15 protein-coding genes and 2 pseudogenes are annotated in these 15,373 nt (G+C 65.1%); 10 read left to right on the top strand and 7 right to left on the bottom strand.

Going from position 1 to position 15,373, the window contains the following annotated elements; translation table 11 throughout:
• Nucleotides 1-30 precede the first annotated feature (30 nt).
• From PSEEN_RS08615 to PSEEN_RS27270, 3 genes and pseudogenes are all read right to left on the bottom strand, one after another.
• Nucleotides 31-1,719, bottom strand: coding sequence for a putative bifunctional diguanylate cyclase/phosphodiesterase (locus tag PSEEN_RS08615; RefSeq protein ID WP_011533100.1), 1,689 nt, complete (start codon nt 1,717-1,719; stop codon nt 31-33).
• A gap of 12 nt (nt 1,720-1,731) precedes the next feature.
• Nucleotides 1,732-2,841 (bottom strand): methyl-accepting chemotaxis protein, encoded by a 1,110-nt coding sequence (locus PSEEN_RS08610; protein WP_420806625.1) that lies wholly within the window; start codon nt 2,839-2,841, stop codon nt 1,732-1,734.
• A gap of 174 nt (nt 2,842-3,015) precedes the next feature.
• A pseudogene (locus PSEEN_RS27270) lies at nt 3,016-3,297 on the bottom strand (PAS domain-containing protein); the annotation flags it as partial.
• Between the two features lie 276 nt (nt 3,298-3,573).
• On the opposite strand from PSEEN_RS27270, the gene PSEEN_RS08605 reads away from it, so the two are divergent.
• The 4 genes from PSEEN_RS08605 to PSEEN_RS08590 all read left to right on the top strand — a co-directional run bounded on the left by PSEEN_RS08605 (nt 3,574) and on the right by PSEEN_RS08590 (nt 6,881).
• Nucleotides 3,574-3,888 carry a helix-turn-helix domain-containing protein gene (locus PSEEN_RS08605; protein WP_011533098.1) on the top strand — a complete coding sequence of 105 codons (315 nt, stop codon included), beginning with the start codon at nt 3,574-3,576 and terminating at the stop codon, nt 3,886-3,888.
• A gap of 209 nt (nt 3,889-4,097) precedes the next feature.
• Nucleotides 4,098-5,408, top strand: a complete 1,311-nt coding sequence (locus tag PSEEN_RS08600; RefSeq protein ID WP_011533097.1) for a C4-dicarboxylate transporter DctA — start codon at nt 4,098-4,100, stop codon at nt 5,406-5,408.
• A gap of 70 nt (nt 5,409-5,478) precedes the next feature.
• A complete protein-coding gene (locus tag PSEEN_RS08595) occupies nt 5,479-6,180 on the top strand; it encodes a FadR/GntR family transcriptional regulator (protein WP_011533096.1) in 702 nt (233 codons plus the stop codon).
• A gap of 20 nt (nt 6,181-6,200) precedes the next feature.
• Entirely contained in the window at nt 6,201-6,881 is a 681-nt protein-coding gene (locus tag PSEEN_RS08590) for a GntR family transcriptional regulator (protein ID WP_011533095.1), read from the top strand.
• Nucleotides 6,882-6,952: 71 nt separating this feature from the next.
• Here the strand turns inward: PSEEN_RS08590 and PSEEN_RS08585 are convergent, their stop codons facing one another.
• Nucleotides 6,953-7,513 (bottom strand): isochorismatase family protein, encoded by a 561-nt coding sequence (locus tag PSEEN_RS08585; protein WP_011533094.1) that lies wholly within the window; start codon nt 7,511-7,513, stop codon nt 6,953-6,955.
• Nucleotides 7,514-7,627: 114 nt separating this feature from the next.
• On the opposite strand from PSEEN_RS08585, the gene PSEEN_RS08580 reads away from it, so the two are divergent.
• Complete coding sequence (locus PSEEN_RS08580; protein ID WP_011533093.1) at nt 7,628-8,071, top strand: GNAT family N-acetyltransferase; 444 nt, start codon at nt 7,628-7,630, stop codon at nt 8,069-8,071.
• 154 nt (nt 8,072-8,225) lie between these two features.
• Entirely contained in the window at nt 8,226-9,242 is a 1,017-nt protein-coding gene (locus PSEEN_RS08575) for a hypothetical protein (protein WP_011533092.1), read from the top strand.
• 114 nt (nt 9,243-9,356) lie between these two features.
• Here the strand turns inward: PSEEN_RS08575 and PSEEN_RS08570 are convergent, their stop codons facing one another.
• Entirely contained in the window at nt 9,357-9,785 is a 429-nt protein-coding gene (locus PSEEN_RS08570) for a PACE efflux transporter (RefSeq protein ID WP_011533091.1), read from the bottom strand.
• Between the two features lie 114 nt (nt 9,786-9,899).
• Here PSEEN_RS08570 and PSEEN_RS08565 point away from each other — a divergent pair, with 114 nt between their 5' ends.
• The 3 genes and pseudogenes from PSEEN_RS08565 (at nt 9,900) to PSEEN_RS27260 (ending at nt 12,815) form a co-directional block, all read left to right on the top strand.
• A complete protein-coding gene (locus PSEEN_RS08565; protein WP_011533090.1) occupies nt 9,900-10,778 on the top strand; it encodes a LysR family transcriptional regulator in 879 nt (292 codons plus the stop codon).
• A 111-nt stretch (nt 10,779-10,889) separates the two neighbouring features.
• A pseudogene (locus PSEEN_RS27265) lies at nt 10,890-11,960 on the top strand (HAMP domain-containing protein); the annotation flags it as partial.
• 114 nt (nt 11,961-12,074) lie between these two features.
• Nucleotides 12,075-12,815 (top strand): methyl-accepting chemotaxis protein, encoded by a 741-nt coding sequence (locus PSEEN_RS27260; protein ID WP_420806624.1) that lies wholly within the window; start codon nt 12,075-12,077, stop codon nt 12,813-12,815.
• Between the two features lie 152 nt (nt 12,816-12,967).
• Here PSEEN_RS27260 and PSEEN_RS08555 read toward each other — a convergent pair whose 3' ends face one another.
• Nucleotides 12,968-13,345, bottom strand: coding sequence for a RidA family protein (locus PSEEN_RS08555; protein WP_011533088.1), 378 nt, complete (start codon nt 13,343-13,345; stop codon nt 12,968-12,970).
• Nucleotides 13,346-13,539: 194 nt separating this feature from the next.
• Between PSEEN_RS08555 and PSEEN_RS08550 the strand changes: the two genes are divergently transcribed.
• Nucleotides 13,540-14,325, top strand: a complete 786-nt coding sequence (locus tag PSEEN_RS08550) for a sulfite exporter TauE/SafE family protein (RefSeq protein WP_011533087.1) — start codon at nt 13,540-13,542, stop codon at nt 14,323-14,325.
• A 7-nt stretch (nt 14,326-14,332) separates the two neighbouring features.
• Here PSEEN_RS08550 and PSEEN_RS08545 read toward each other — a convergent pair whose 3' ends face one another.
• Nucleotides 14,333-15,364, bottom strand: a complete 1,032-nt coding sequence (locus tag PSEEN_RS08545; RefSeq protein ID WP_011533086.1) for a DUF1176 domain-containing protein — start codon at nt 15,362-15,364, stop codon at nt 14,333-14,335.
• Nucleotides 15,365-15,373 lie beyond the last annotated feature (9 nt).

Below are 15,373 nucleotides of genomic sequence, written 5' to 3'. Positions count from 1 at the left end.
AGGCCTGGAGGGGCGGCTTGCCCCTCCGCTTCAGCCCACCCGCCACTCCGGAGGCTGATGGTAATCGACCACCCAGCCGGGCACCTCGTCCGCCGGCATGGGCCGGGCGATACCGTAGCCCTGGGCCAGTTCACAGCCCAATCCCATCAACATCCGACCGTGCTCGACCGTCTCCACCCCTTCGGCGATCACTTCACGGCCAAACGCCCGCGCCAGGCCGATCACGGCAGCGGTGAGGGCCAGGTCGTCGTGGTCCTGCAGGATGTCGCGCACGAACGACTTGTCGATCTTGATAGTCTGCGCCGGCAGGCGCTTGAGGTAACTCAGCGACGAGTAGCCGGTGCCGAAGTCGTCCAGCGAGAAGCGCACACCCAGCGCCCGGCAGGCATCCAGGCAATGGCCGACCCGAGCCAGGTTGTCGATGGCCACCGATTCGACGATCTCCAGGTCCAGTTGCGCCGGGTCCACGCCCGGATGGCGCCCGAGCAATTGCGCCAGGCGCTCGGAGAAGTCGCCACGCTGCAATTGGCGCGCGGCGATGTTGACACTCAGCGACCAGCCCCGCTGGTCCCGCTGCCATTGCCCCAGTTGCGTCAGGGCCTGGTCGATGACCCACTCGCCCAACTCGACGATCAGGTCGGTCTGCTCCACCAACGGCAGGAACTCGCCCGGCGGCACCGGCCCCTTCGAAGGATGCATCCAGCGTAACAACGCCTCGAAACCGATCACCTGCCCGCTGCGCATGTTCACCTTTGGCTGGTAGTACAGGCACAACTCGCCCTCGCGCATGGCCTGGCGCACTTGTGCCACGGTCTGGTGGGTGGCCTTCAGTTCCAGCTCCTGCGAAACGTCGAACAGGTGATAGCGATTGCGCCCGCGCTGCTTGGCCACGTACATGGCCTGGTCGGCATGGCGCACCAGGGTGTCGGCATCCTCGTCATCCTGGGGGAACAGGGTCACGCCGATGCTCGCGCTGAGGGTCAGGACGTGATCGCGAACCACGTAGGGCGCCGCCAGTGCCAGAAGCACCCTCTGCAACGCGGCATGCAACTGGCGGGGGCCTTCGATGTGGCGCAGGATCAACACGAACTCGTCACCCGACAGCCGCGCCACCGCGTCGCCACCGCGCAGGATGCCCTGCAGGCGCTGCGCCACCTCCACCAGCAGCAAGTCGCCAGTGGCGTGGCCGTAGCCATCGTTGACCGCCTTGAAGCCATCCAGGTCGAGCATGCACACCGCCAACGGAATGTGTTCGCGGCGCGAGAACGCCAGGGCCTGGTTCAGCAGGTCGGACAGGTAGGCGCGGTTGGGCAGCCCGGTCAGCACATCGTGGCCCACACGCCACTGCAAGGTGTGCAACAACTGACGCTTCTCAGTCACGTCGAAGCGGATCGACACATACTTGCGCACCTGACCGGTATGCGGGTCGACCAGCGGCACCATGGTACTGTCCACCCAATACAACGAACCATCCTTGGCACGGTTGCATATCTCGCCTTTCCATACCCGACCGCCCGCCAGGGCATTCCACATGTCGAGGAAGAACGCCGGCTCGTGCAGCCCGGAGTTGAGAATGCGGTGGTTGGCCCCCAGCAGCTCCTCGCGGCTGTAGCCGGAGATGCTGCAGAACTGCTGATTGACGTAGGTAATGCGCCCTTGCAGGTCAGTCTCGGAAAAGATCGCGGCCGCATCCACGGCCGCGCGATAGATATCATCCATAAATAGTCCGCCCTAGCGGTTGAAGCGCTCCACCAGGGCGCGCAACCCGGCACAGACCTGCTCGAGCTCGGTACCGCGTGAAGCGGCGGCGTTGGCCCGGCGGGCACTCTGCTGCACCGTGCCGGCCACACCGTTGATCTGCCGCGAGACATCCTCGGCCACCGCCGACTGCTCCTGGGATGCGGCGGCCATTTGCTGGCTCATGTCGCTGATACGCAGCACCGCCTGGCGAATGCCCTGCAGCGCCTGCTGCGCCTGGGCCACCTGGGTGACCCCCTGCTCCGCGCCTTCGAGCCCCTGGCTGGCGATGCTCACCGCCTGCCCGGCGCCGCTGCGCAGGCTGTCGATGATCGCCTGGATATGCAAGGTGGACTGGCGGGTCTTGTCGGCCAGCGCGCGTACCTCGTCGGCGACCACGGCGAAACCGCGCCCCTGTTCGCCAGCCCGCGCCGCCTCGATCGCGGCGTTGAGCGCCAGCAGGTTGGTCTGCTCGGCGATGGCGCGGATCATGCCGGCGGCCTCGGCGATATCACCGGTCTGACCGGCCAGGTCGTTGACCGCCTGGTTGATCTGCCCGACCGTGCCGGCCAGGTCGCGGATCGCCGCACCGCTGGCATCGGCGACCTGGCTGCCCTGCTCGGCCAACAGGTGCGCGGTGTGTGCCTCCTGCGCCGTCAGCTGCACATGGCCGGCGACCTCGCCGATGGAGGCGGCCATCTCGGTCATGGCGGTGGCAGTCAGGTCGGTCTCGGCGCGCTGTTCGAGCAAGGCCGACTCGGTGCCACGGGACAACCGCCCGGCGTCCAGGGCCGCCTCGGCCATTTGCGCGGCCAGGTCGCTGAGGCGGGTGAGCGCGGTCTTCAGCCGTGCCTCCTCGCTGATCAGGATGAGCTCCAGCTGGCCGGCGGCGCCCGGCAGGTCACTGTAGGTCAGCGCCGCGACCGGATCGCTAAAGGTGTTGCCCGCGCCCTGCGCGATACGCCGCAGGTGACGACCGATTCGGCTTTGCGCCCAGGCCCCGACACCGGCGAACAGTGCCAGGGTCAGGCCTTGAGCCACCAGGCCTGGCCATAGCTGATTGGCGCCGATGGCCAGCGCGCCGCCAAGCAACGGCACAGTCATGCCACGTGCCAGCAGCGCCATGCGCCGTGCTGACGACAGCGCGCCCTTGCCGGCGCGCAACCGTGCGTACAACGCTTCGGCCCGGGCAATCTGCTCGCGGGTGGGGCGCACACGCACCGACTCGTAGCCGACCACCCGGCCCTGTTCCAGGATCGGCGTGACATAGGCGTTCACCCAGTAGAAGTTGCCGTTGCGGCAGCGGTTCTTGACGATGCCCATCCAGCTGCGGCCCGCCTTGAGGTACTGCCACATCAGCTCGAACACTGCCTCGGGCATGTCCGGGTGGCGCACCAGGTTGTGCGGGCTGCCGATCAGCTCATCCTGGCTGTAGCCGCTGATGGCGGCGAATTCGGCATTGCAGTAGGTGATCAGGCTGGCGGTGTCGGTCGCCGAGATGAGCCGCTGATGCTCGGGAAAGCTTTGCTCGACCGGATTGACCGGCAGGTTCAGACGCACGATGAGACTCCCTTCATAGGCGGTCCGACGAGTGACCTGGCCGCAAGCCAGGGGCGCCGGAACCGTTCATCCCGGATCAGTTCCAATGTTCCACAACAGGCGCACGCAAGCCGGCGGATGGCCGGATCACCTCGGACAATTGCTTGAATGGCTGACCAATCAAAGCGGCGAATTCTACGAATTCCATCACACTTTGCAAATAAAGGTGATGGATCATGGCGTTGCGCTACCGCGACAGATATCGTTAAGTGCTTGATTCTAAATGGGAATTAAGCGATGACCAGAACAGGCCTCGGCCCTGCCCTGCGCCGCTACCGCAAGCTGGCGAGCCTCACGCAGGCGCAACTGGGCGAACGCACCGGCTTCGACCCCAAGACCATAAGCCGCTTCGAAACCGGCACGTACACCCCCAGCATCGAGGCACTGATGAACTTCGCCGAAGCGCTGGGGGTGAAACCCAAGGTCTTTTTCGCCGAGCCCGACGACGAAGAAGAGCAACGCGCCTACCTGTTCAGCGTTGTCCACAACGCCCCGCCCAAGGACCTTGGCAAGCTGATCGCCGCCGTCGATCAGGCCCTGTCCAAACCCTGAAATCCCTCCGCGCACCACGCTAGAGCAGGTTCTCCGTCGACGCACCACAACTGGTCAGACCGGTCAGTCCAAAAAGCCTTGCAATGTCCAAATTTTCGGCGTTTCATGGCCCTCGCAGTGAACAAACCGGTAAGACCACAATAATTAAGTCCTGCACTCTTTCGCTCCGTGTGGCTGGGGGGCAAGGACACCGACCAGAGACTCCTCCCATGCTCAAATGGTGTTCGCGTTCGATCTTCCTCCAGGTAGTGCTCGGCCTTGCCCTCGGCATCGTCTGCGGCCTGAGCTTCCCCGACCTCTCCCTGCAACTCAAACCCCTGGGTGACGGCTTCATCAAGCTGATCAAGATGCTCATCGGCCTGATCGTGTTCTGCGTGGTGGTCAGCGGCATTTCCGGTGCTGGCGACCTGAAGAAGGTCGGGCGCATCGGCCTGAAATCGGTGATCTACTTCGAAGTGCTGACCACCCTGGCACTGGTGATCGGCCTGGTATTCGCCTTCAGCAGCGGCATTGGCAGCGGCGCCAACATCCACCTGGACCAGCTCTCCAGCGCCGATGCCGGCGCCCTCGCCGAGCGCGGCCAGCACATCCACGGCACGGCCTCGTTCCTGATGGACCTGATCCCCACTTCGGTGGTGGGTGCCTTCGCCGACAACAACATCCTCCAGGTGCTGCTGTTCTCGGTGCTGTTCGGCAGCGCGCTGAACCTGGTCGGAGAATCGGCCTCGGGCATCTCGCGGCTGATCAACGAACTGAGCCACGTGGTGTTCCGCATCATGGGCATGATCGTGCGCCTGGCCCCCATCGGCGTGTTCGGCGCCATTGCCTTCACCACCAGCAAATATGGCCTGAGTTCGCTGCAGCACCTGGGTGGCCTGGTCGCGCTGTTCTACCTGACCTGCGCCGGTTTCGTGCTGATCGTGCTGGGCACGGTGATGCGTATCTCCGGCCTCAAGCTGCTGCCGTTCATCAAGTACCTGCGCGAAGAGCTGACCATCGTGCTCGGCACCGCCTCGTCCGACGCCGTGCTGCCCCAGGTGATGCGCAAGCTCGAGCACCTGGGCATCGGCAGCTCCACCGTGGGCCTGGTGATCCCTACCGGTTATTCGTTCAACCTCGATGGCTTCTCCATCTACCTCACCCTGGCCATCGTGTTCATCGCCAACGCCACCGGCACACCGCTGGCGATGACCGACCTGCTGACCATCCTGCTGGTGTCGCTGGTGACTTCCAAGGGTGCCCACGGCATCCCAGGCTCGGCCCTGGTGATTCTCGCCGCCACCCTGACCGCCGTGCCGGCGATCCCGGTGGTAGGCCTGGTGCTGGTGCTGGCGGTGGACTGGTTCATGGGCATCGGCCGGGCACTGACCAACCTGATCGGCAACTGCGTCGCCACCGTGGCCATCGCCCGCTGGGAGAAAGATATCGACCTGGAGCGTGCGCACAATGTACTGGCCAACAAACCTGGCTTCGCGCCAATAACCCGCAAGCAGGGCCAACCCCATCAACAGGAATTCTGAGCCACGCGCGGCCGGCGCCCGGCGCCGGCCCGCCAGACGCGAAGATGCAGCGTCAACCAAGGAGCGAAACGTGATCAGCTCGTCGACGGTAGTCAATTCAGTGGTGGAGAAACTCCGCCAGGCCCTGGCCCGTGGCCAGTGGCGCAGCGGTGACATGCTGCCCGGCCAGCGCGAGCTGGCCGAACAACTGGGCATCAGCCGCCCGAGCCTGCGCGAAGCGGTGACCGTGCTGGAAACCCTGGGGCTGGTGCGTTCGATGCCCGGCAAGGGTGTGCTGGTGCTGGACGCCGACAGCGCCCAGGCCCAGGAACCAGAGGCCATCGCCGCCGCCAGCCTGGCCGACGTGCTCGAACTGCGCTACACCCTCGAACCCTTCATCGCCGGGCTGGTTGCGCAGTCGGCGGGCAGCCAGGACATCGGCCAGTTGCGCCTGACCCTGATGGACATGCGCGAGGCCCTCGACGCCGACGACAGCGAGGCGGGCATCAACGCCTACATCGCCTTCCACGAGGCGCTGTTCGCCCTGACCACCAACCCGATTTTCCAGAGCGTGGTGCAGCAGACCGGCAACGCACTCAAGCAAAGCGCCGACATGCTGCGCAACTCGCCCGAACACCTGGCCGCGCGCCTGAACGAGAACGAGGCCGTGGTGCGGGCCATCCGCGAGCGCAACAGCGCCAAGGCCAGCCAGCAGATGCGCCAGCACATTCTCGCCGAAGGCAAGCGCATGGGCATCGCCCTGAACATTCCGGACGACCAGCCGGGCACCTGAAACAAAGAAGGAGAGCGACCATGACCGCTTGCGCCCAAGCCGCCCCCCGCCTGCCCGCCCTGCTCGGCGTGGGTGAAACCCGTCTTTCGGCGGAGCAGATCTACCCACGGCTGTTCGACGCCATCCTCGAACAGCGCCTGCCACCGGGCACCGCGCTGCCCGAGCAGGCGCTGGGCAATGCTTTCGGGGTCAGCCGCACGGTGATCCGCCGGGTGCTCGGGCGCCTGTCCGACCAGCAGGTGATCGTGCAGCGCCCCAGCCACACCGCGCAACTGGCGGCACCCGATCCGCAGCAGGCGCGCCAGGTGCTCAGCGCCCGACGCCTGGCCGAAACCACGCTGATCGGCCTGGCCACCCAGCGTGCCCGGCCGGCGCAGATCCGCCAGTTGCGCCAGTTGGTGGAGCGCGAACGCCAGCACCACGAGCAAGGCCAGCGCTGCACGGCGATCCGCTTGGGTGGCGAGTTCCACCTGAAGCTGGCACAGATGGCCGCCAACGCACCGCTGGCGCGCTTTCTCAATGGCCTGGTGCCGATGACCTCGCTGATCATCGCCCGCTACGAGTCGCCCTGCTGCGAGCATTGCGCCTGGCAGGAGCACGCGGCGATCATCGATGCGGTCGAAAGCGGCGACGGTGAGGTCGCGCTGGCCCTGATGCACGAACACCTTGACCGCCTCGAAGCCAAGCTCGACCTGGAGTGACACCCTCACCTGTAGGAGCCAGCTTGCTGGCGAATGGCAACGTGCCGAGAGGTTCGCCAGCAAGCTGGCTCCTACAAGAAAACCACGGCGTCGACGTCCGGCAGGATCACCACCTCGTCGCCGAGCGACCATTCCGCCGCCCGCGCCGCCAGGGCCGCGGGCACACCCGGAGACCCGCCCGGGCCGGGCGGCACGTCATAGGTGGCGTGGCCATTGTGGGGTAGCAGCACATCGAAGCCACGTTGCAACGCGGCACGGGCAGTGGCTGCCAGGCACATCTCCGACAGCAGGCCGCACAGGGCCAGGTGTTGGACGCCAAGGTCTCGCAACAGCGTTTCCAGCCGGGTTTCGACGAACCCATCATCCTCGGTCTTGAACAGCACGTGCTCGCCTCGCACTGGCGGGAAGTACAGCGGCCAACCGTCGCTGTGCGGGGCATCCGGCGTACCCGGGGCACCGTCGTTCTGCAGGAAGATCACCGGTACGCCGGCCGCGCGTGCACGGGCCAACAGGCGCGCGATGCTGACCTGCAGGGCCAGGTGATCAGGTACGGCGTCCTGGCCCTGCATGAACGCGCATTGCACATCCACCAGCAGCAGGGCATCGGCTTGGGGAACTGGGATGGCTGCCACGCGTGTCTCCAGAGTGAAGGACCGGGATGCGAGCATAGCGCAGCGGCCTTTCAGGCCAGTACCATGCCGCGCGAATGTGCCAACACCCCGAGGCACTTTTCATCTGGAGACAACATGGACCACAGCATCGTGCCGATCGGCACGGAACACTACGATCGCCTCGCCGAGCTTTGGGAAGCCTCGGTACGAGCCACCCACGACTTCCTGCCCGAAGGCTATATAGAGCACCTGCGCCCGCTGGTACGGGAGCAATACCTGGGTTTCGTCGAGCTGCGCGCCTGGCGTGACAACCAGGGACGCATCCAAGGGTTCGCTGGCGTGCACGACGGCAAACTGGAAATGCTGTTCATCGATCCGACCTGCCGCGGCAAGGGCATCGGCAAGGCGTTGCTGGCCAATGTGATCGATAAGCTTGGTGTGCGAGAGGTGGACGTCAATGAGCAGAACCCGCAGGCAGTAGGGTTCTACCTGAAACAAGGATTCGTCCAAACCGGACGGTCCGAGGTGGATGGGCAGGGTGATCCCTATCCGTTGCTGCATCTGAAACTAGGAGGCTGACATGCCTATCAAACCTGCAAAGGGGGCCGCTTCGCGGCCCATCGCGGGTATGGCGCAGTACCTGTAGGAGCGGGTTTACCCGCGATGGGGCCCTCAGGCCCAACCTATACTTCGGATAAATCATCCGCGGCCTCTTACCAAGGAGGCAATCCACGTGAAATCCCTCCTCGTGGCATTCCCGCTCTGCCTCCTGCTGGCCCTCGCCGGCTGCGCCGGTAAACGCCCACCTGCCCCACCCCCACCACAAAACCTCCCCCCCGCCGTCTGGCAGCGCATCGACCAGGACATCATCGAGGCCTCGGCCGCCGCCGCAGGCTCGGCCAACGACTATGCCCGGCGCTCCATGCGGGTGTGGAAAGAACAGGTGCAGCAACGCACCGAGAACGACTTCATCCCCTGGTTCACCGGCTACTGGACCCAGCAATGGCTCACCCTCAAGGTGGCCTGGTACAAGATGAACAGCGGCACTGAGCCACCGGAAAAGCGCCTGGCCCTGTACCTGCAGGAGCAATACCACGACCGCGTGATCGAGCCGGTGGCCGAACAGATCAACCCCGAGATCATCCGCGACCGCGCCAGCGAGCTGTACGTGCAACTGCTCGGTCAGCAACTGCCCGAGATCATCCAGCGCTACAACGCCCCGCCCGAGCAATTCAGCCAGCGCCTGAACCATATCCAGGCCATCGCCCTGGGGCCGCCGGAGGCACGCAATGCCACGCTTTACCAATTGCTCCGGGCCAAGTCGCTGGACCAGCAACCGGCTTGGCAGTCCTTGCGCCAACAGTTGCACCAGTTGGCGGCCAAGCCACCCGGGCAGACCGAGGCCGGCCTGTCGTCGGTGGCCACCCGGGCCAGCGAGAAGCTGGGCGCCACGCTCGCCCCGCGCGGGGCCGCCAGCGCCATCGCCGCGGCGGTGGGCAAGGCGGCGGGTGCCTTGATTTCGGTGGCGGCGGCCGGCTACGGCCTCATCACCCATGACCGCGAGCAACCACAGATGGTCGAGCAGTTGCGGGTGATCCTCAATGTGGCGCTGAACGAGGAATGGCAGGAGTTGATGGAGAACCGCCAGAGTGGGGCCATGGCGGGGGTGTACTACCTGTCGGGGCAGGTGGAGGACAGTTTGCTCGAGAGTCGGTCGCAGGAGCCTTTGCTGATTCGCCTGCCGAATTGAAGCAACGAGTTCCTGTAGGAGCGGCTTCAGCCGCGATCACCCGCAAAGCGGGTGCCACACACCGCGGTGCCTGCATCGCGGCTAAAGCCGCTCCTACAGATCCGATCGTCAAGCTCAGGCCGGTGCCATGGCCGAGGTCGGCAGGCCGAAGATGCGGTCGAACGCCCAGTTGTAGACGAAGGTGTAGCACGGCACCAGGATGATGAACGCCATGTCCACCAGCAACGCCTCCAGCAAGGTCATGTCCAGCCACCAGGCGATCAGCGGGATCAGGTACACCACCAGGGTCAGCTGGAAGCCGATGGCATGCGCCACCCGCCGCGCCAGGCTGCGCCCGCGCTTGGCCTGGCGGCTCTCCCACCACTCGAACAGGCTGTTGTAGATGAGGTTCCAAACCATGGCGATGGTGGTGATCATCACGGCCAGCGGGCCAGTGTGCGAGGCCTGGGTGTCGGACAGGTAGGCCAGGCCCAGGGTCGACATGCACAGGCCGATGAGTTCGTAGAAGGTCACGTAGACCAGTTTGCGTTTGAGTCCTTGCACGGGATTACCTTGATTGCGGGTACGTCGAAGGCGGGCAAGGATGCGTCAATAAACTTGACAGAAAAAGTCAGCAGCCATCAGATTCACTGATACCAAAACACGCCAGGGGTACCCGTGAATTTCTCCAGCGACACCATCCAGCTGTTCCTCTCCGTACTGGATCGCGGCTCGTTTTCCGCTGCCGCCCGGGCATTGGGGCGAGTACCGTCGGCAGTGAGCATGGCCATCGGCAACCTCGAGGCGGAGCTGGGCTACGCCCTGTTCGACCGTGGCCCGCGCGAAGCCCGCCCCACTGCCCAGGCCTTGGCCCTGGAACCCCACGCCCGGCTGATCGCCGAGCAACTGGGGCTGCTGGAGGTCCACGCCCTGGAGTTGTCCCGAGGCCTGGAAAGCAGTTTGGCCATCGCCGTGGTACCGGATATCGACCAGCAGCCACTGCTCAGCGCCATTGCCCAGCTGGGGGCGCGCCATCCCTTGCTCGACATCGAACTGCTGGCCGCGCCCCAGGAAGAAGCCCTGCACCTGCTCGACAGCGGCCGGGTCAACCTGTGCCTGGCCTTCGCCGGGCTGCAGGTCGACCCGCGCCGCAGCTTCCAGTACATCGCCATGGAGTCGCTGGTGGCCACCTTGTCACCCCGCCACCCGGCCTACCTCGAAGGCCGCATCCGCGACCTTGAGGACCTGGTCAACCTGCGCCAGATCCTGGTGCGCAGCCGCGACCTGCCGTTGGTGGACCCACGCTCGCTGATCGGCACCTCGCACTGGCGCACCGACAGCTTCGACCTGGCCTTGCAGATGGTCGAGGCCGGGCTCGGCTGGGGTGACCTGCCGCTGTCGCGGGTGGCACCGCTGATCAGTGCCGGGCGCCTGGTGCGCCTGGACTTTCGCAACACCCACAACGCCCTGGAACTGCCGGTGCATGCCTTCTGGCTCAAGCAACAACCCCTCGGACAAGCGGCCAGGACGCTGGTGGGCCTGCTGGCCTCGAAATGATTTGTCATCGGCTAATGGCGTTTCTGCCAAGCACTGCGACATTTAGTCTTTCAACATTTTGCGCAAACGGCCGATAGCGTGAAAACAGGCCCCGTCACTCGTGCCACAAGCATGCGGCGCCCTCCCTTCACTGAATCAAGGTCTCGAAACATGAACCTGAAATTCCGCCACAAGATCCTGCTCAGTGCCTGCGGCGTCGTCGTCCTGGCATTTGCATTGTTCACGCTCTACAACGACTACCTGCAACGCAACACCATCCGCCAGAACATCGAGGCCTCGGTCCGCCAGGCCGGCCTGCAGACCGCCAGCAGCGTGCAGAACTGGATGAGCGGGCGCATCCTGGTGCTGGAAAACCTTGCCCAGGACATCGCCCAGCAAGGCGCCGGCAACAACATACCGGGCCTGGTCGACCAACCGTCGTACACCAGCAACTTCCAGTTCACCTACTTCGGCCAGAGCACCGGCCTGTTCACCCAGCGCCCCGACGCCAAGATGCCTGACGGCTACGACCCGCGCCAGCGCCCCTGGTACACCCAGGCCGTGGCCGCCAACCAGACCATGCTGACCCCGCCCTACCAGGCCGCGGTGGGTGGCCTGGTGGTGACCATCGCCATGCCGGTCAAGGCCAAGTCCAGCGGTGAGCTGATCGGCGTGGTCGGCGGCGACCTGAGCCTGAACACCCTGGTCGACATCATCAACGCCGTGGACTTCGGCGGCATCGGCCACGCCTTCCTGGTCGACCGCAACGGCCAGGTCATCGTCAGCCCGAACAAAGAGCGGGTGATGAAGAACCTGAAGGACATCTACCCGGGCTCGCCGCTGCGTGTCGAACCCGGCATCCAGGAAGTCAGCCTCGACGGCAAGGACCGCATCATCTCCTTCGCCCCGGTCGAAGGCCTGCCGTCGGCGCAGTGGTACATCGGCCTGTCGATCGACAAAGAGAAGGCCTACGCCCCACTCAGCCAGTTCCGCACCTCGGCCATCATCGCCATGCTCATCGCCGTGGCCGTCATCGCCGGCCTGCTGGGCCTGCTGATCCCAGTGCTGATGCGCCCACTGACCACCATGGGCCGCGCCATGCAGGACATCGCCGAAGGCGAAGGCGACCTGACCCGCCGCCTGGTCGTGGAGCAGAAGGACGAGTTCGGCGAGCTGGCCACCTCGTTCAACCGTTTCGTCGAGCGTATCCACGCCTCGATCAGCGAAGTGTCGTCGGCCACCCGCCTGGTGCATGACCTGTCGGAGAAAGTCGTGGGCGCCTCCAATGCCTCGCTGACCGGCTCCGAAGAGCAGAGCATGCGCACCAACAGCGTCGCCGCGGCAATCAACGAGCTGGGCGCCGCCACCCAGGAAATCGCTCGCAACGCCGCCGACGCCTCGCAGCACGCCAGTGGCGCCAGCGAGCAGGCCAACGGTGGTCGCGAAGTGGTCGAAGAGGCCATCAGCGCCATGACCGCGCTGTCCCAGCGCATCAGCGAGTCCTGCGAGCAGATCGAGACCCTCAACGCCAGCACCGACGAGATCGGCAAGATTCTCGACGTGATCAAGGGCATCTCCCAGCAGACCAACCTGCTGGCGCTCAACGCCGCCATCGAGGCCGCCCGTGCCGGTGAAGCCGGCCGTGGCTTCGCGGTAGTCGCCGACGAAGTGCGCAACCTGGCCCACCGCACCCAGGAGTCGGCCGAAGAGATCCACCGCATGATCACCAGCCTGCAAGTGGGCTCGCGTGAAGCGGTGCACACCATGAACACCAGCCAGGTATCGAGCGAGCAGACCGTGCAGGTGGCCAACCAGGCCGGCGAGCGCCTGGCCAGCGTCACCCAGCGCATCGGTGAAATCGACGGCATGAACCAGTCGGTGGCCACCGCCACCGAAGAGCAGACCGCCGTAGTCGAGAGCCTGAACCTGGACATCACCCAGATCAACGCCCTCAACCAGCAAGGCGTGGAAAACCTCAACGAGACCCTGCGCCACTGCGACGCCCTGAGCCAGCAGGCCGGGCGCCTGAAGCAGCTGGTAGGCAGCTTCCGTATCTAAGTCGTGCTCTTCGCCGGCAAGCCGGCTCCTACGGGCGTTACGCAAAACACCGTAGGAGCCGGCTTGCCGGCGAACCGGCCGCTCAGGCCACCGCAATCTCCCCTACCCCACCGCACCAGCCCATCCCCCGACCGCCTACGACGGCGACGCTGTCATTCCTGCCCGACGAAGGCCTGCACCTCGATCTCCACATCCACCCCCAGCGCCAACGCCGAAGCCACCGTGGAGCGCACCGGCAGCGCCGCGCCGAAGAACGCCTTGTACACCTCGTTGAAACCCGCGAAGTGGCTCATGTCCGACAGCCACACGGTGCACTTCACCACCTGGTCGAAGCGCGCCCCACAGGCTGCCAGGCTCTCGCCGATCCGCTCGCAGGCAGCGCGGGTCTGTTCCTGAATATCGCCCTTGACCACCTCGCCGGCCGCATTCAGCGGAATCTGCCCCGAGAGAAACAGGAACCCCCCAGCCTTCACCGCACGGGAAAACGGAAACGGCAGGCTGCTGGGGAAACGCTGGATGTCATTGCTCATGGAACACTCCTTTCAGGGTTGGATGAAACATGCCGGGATAAGCATTCGAACTCATCGACATGGCAACACGCCCGTCGGCCTTATTGAAAAGGCCGGCAGTTATAACCTAATAACGAACAAGTCTATTTGGCTATAAAAAAATCTATATGCTGGCAAGCATCCGATCACGGGCAAGCTGGGCAGTCGAGTAGCGTATGGATGTAGGTTCTTTCGGTTTCACCATTGCCGGGCTGGTAGTGGGCTTCATCGTCGGCATGACCGGCGTTGGCGGCGGTTCGCTGATGACCCCGATCCTGCTGTGGTTCGGCATCAACCCGGCCACCGCCGTGGGCACCGACCTGCTCTATGCCGCCATCACCAAGGCCAGTGGCGTCTGGGTGCACGGGCGCAACAAGAACATCGACTGGAAGATCACCGGCTGGCTGAGCCTGGGCAGCGTGCCCGCCGCCGCCCTCACCCTGTGGTTCCTCAGCACCCTGCACACCGACACCACGGCGCTGAACGCCATCATCAAGCAAGGCCTGGCCGTGGTGCTGATCCTCACCGCCCTGGCGATCCTGTTCAAGTCGCGCCTGCAGGCCTTCGCCAGCAAGCACACCGGCGACCACTACCACCTCAGCGACCGTAGCCTGAACATCCTCACCGTGATCACCGGCGTGGTGCTGGGGGTGATGGTCACCCTCACCTCCATCGGTGCCGGCGCCCTGGGCACCGTTGCACTGTTCCTGCTCTACCCGTTCCTGGTCACCCGCCGCCTGGTCGGCACCGAGATCGCCCATGCCGTGCCGCTGACCCTGGTCGCCGGCCTGGGCCACGCCGGCATGGGCAACATGGACTGGTCGCTGCTGGGCTACCTGCTGCTGGGGTCGCTGCCCGGCATTTACCTGGGCAGCCACCTGACCGGGCGCATCTCCGACCGCGTGCTGCGGCCGTGCCTGGCGACCATGCTGCTGCTGATCGGCTACAAGCTGGCGTTCTGATTCGGGGCTAGCCCTCGGCTCGCCACAGCACCGGCCAGAATTCCGGTTTCACATACCCGCAACGGTCCATCCTGGCCACCCGCTCCGGGCGCATGACCATTCCGTCATAGCGCCAGTGCTGCACCAGGCCACAGCCGCGTTCGAGCAGGCTCTTGTCGGTGGCATACAGCTGGCCGGTGAGGGCGTCGAAAGCCATGAAGCCACTCAGGTTGGGCGCCAGCAGCGGGACCGGTGCCTCGACGCTCAACTCGCTGACTTGGTAGGGCGCACTGCGTGAAACCCGGTACAGGTAGTTGGCGCAGAATTCCCCACTGCATCCGGTGCTCAGGATCCCCAAGGCATGAGCTTCATCCAGCGGATGCAGCTCCAGGTTGTTGTAGCGGCTATCCTCCATCACCCCCTGCTCGGTCGCCCAGCGCAGCACCGCGTCGCCCATTTCCTGGCGATGGTTATCATCCAGTGCAGGCACCGCGCTGTAACGCGGTAAACGCGCCACGGGCGGTGCGTCAGGCACGCTGGCGGCGGGCGCATCCCCCACCCGCACCAACGCGTCGGTATGTCCGACCCGGCCTTGTACGGCATCAATCACCAACAGCGCGCCACTGAGCCCCTGCAACGAGGCGATCAGCTCGCCATCCTCGGTGAGCGCGCTCAGTTGTGCGCCATTGCGCAGCTGACGCAGCAACGTCAGTGCCCCATCGCCTTCAAGGCGCAGGTCGTAATCGTACTGACGCTGAATATGCTGCCATCCGGCCGACAGTGGCTGGCCATCGAGCAACAGCTGGTCCACATAGGTCGGCCCCACGCGCAGGGTCAGCTCGAGTTTGCCCTTGGGCCCCGCCTCGCGGCGCACGATGGTGTGCAGCCCGGTCATCAGTTCATCATCGATCGCCAGCAAGGCCGTGCAAGCGCGGGTGTTGTCGCAGCCCACCGCCCAATCCTTGATCTCGCGGTACAGCGGCACCTGTTCAGGGGCTGCCATCACCAGGCCCGGCAACAGCGCCAGGGCCAACCAGTTCCATCTTGTCGCACGTCCCATGCTGCGTCC

Origin of the sequence: Pseudomonas entomophila L48 (assembly GCF_000026105.1) — a bacterium.
Classification (GTDB): Bacteria; Pseudomonadota; Gammaproteobacteria; order Pseudomonadales; family Pseudomonadaceae; genus Aquipseudomonas; species Aquipseudomonas entomophila.
The sequence above is the reverse complement of the archived record's forward strand: the minus strand, read 5'-3'. Positions and strand labels throughout refer to the sequence as shown.

Excerpts from the sequence above, each read along its gene's own strand:
- PSEEN_RS08600 (WP_011533097.1), top strand. The coding sequence starts at position 4,098 with ATGCTCAAATGGTGTTCGCGTTCGATCTTCCTCCAGGTAGTGCTCGGC.
- PSEEN_RS08580 (WP_011533093.1), top strand. The coding sequence starts at position 7,628 with ATGGACCACAGCATCGTGCCGATCGGCACGGAACACTACGATCGCCTC.
- PSEEN_RS08550 (WP_011533087.1), top strand. The coding sequence starts at position 13,540 with ATGGATGTAGGTTCTTTCGGTTTCACCATTGCCGGGCTGGTAGTGGGC.
- PSEEN_RS08610 (WP_420806625.1), bottom strand. The coding sequence starts at position 2,841 with ATGACTGTGCCGTTGCTTGGCGGCGCGCTGGCCATCGGCGCCAATCAG.
- PSEEN_RS08590 (WP_011533095.1), top strand. The coding sequence starts at position 6,201 with ATGACCGCTTGCGCCCAAGCCGCCCCCCGCCTGCCCGCCCTGCTCGGC.
- PSEEN_RS08555 (WP_011533088.1), bottom strand. The coding sequence starts at position 13,345 with ATGAGCAATGACATCCAGCGTTTCCCCAGCAGCCTGCCGTTTCCGTTT.
- PSEEN_RS08605 (WP_011533098.1), top strand. The coding sequence starts at position 3,574 with ATGACCAGAACAGGCCTCGGCCCTGCCCTGCGCCGCTACCGCAAGCTG.
- PSEEN_RS27260 (WP_420806624.1), top strand. The coding sequence starts at position 12,075 with ATGCGCACCAACAGCGTCGCCGCGGCAATCAACGAGCTGGGCGCCGCC.
- PSEEN_RS08615 (WP_011533100.1), bottom strand. The coding sequence starts at position 1,719 with ATGGATGATATCTATCGCGCGGCCGTGGATGCGGCCGCGATCTTTTCC.
- PSEEN_RS08545 (WP_011533086.1), bottom strand. The coding sequence starts at position 15,364 with ATGGGACGTGCGACAAGATGGAACTGGTTGGCCCTGGCGCTGTTGCCG.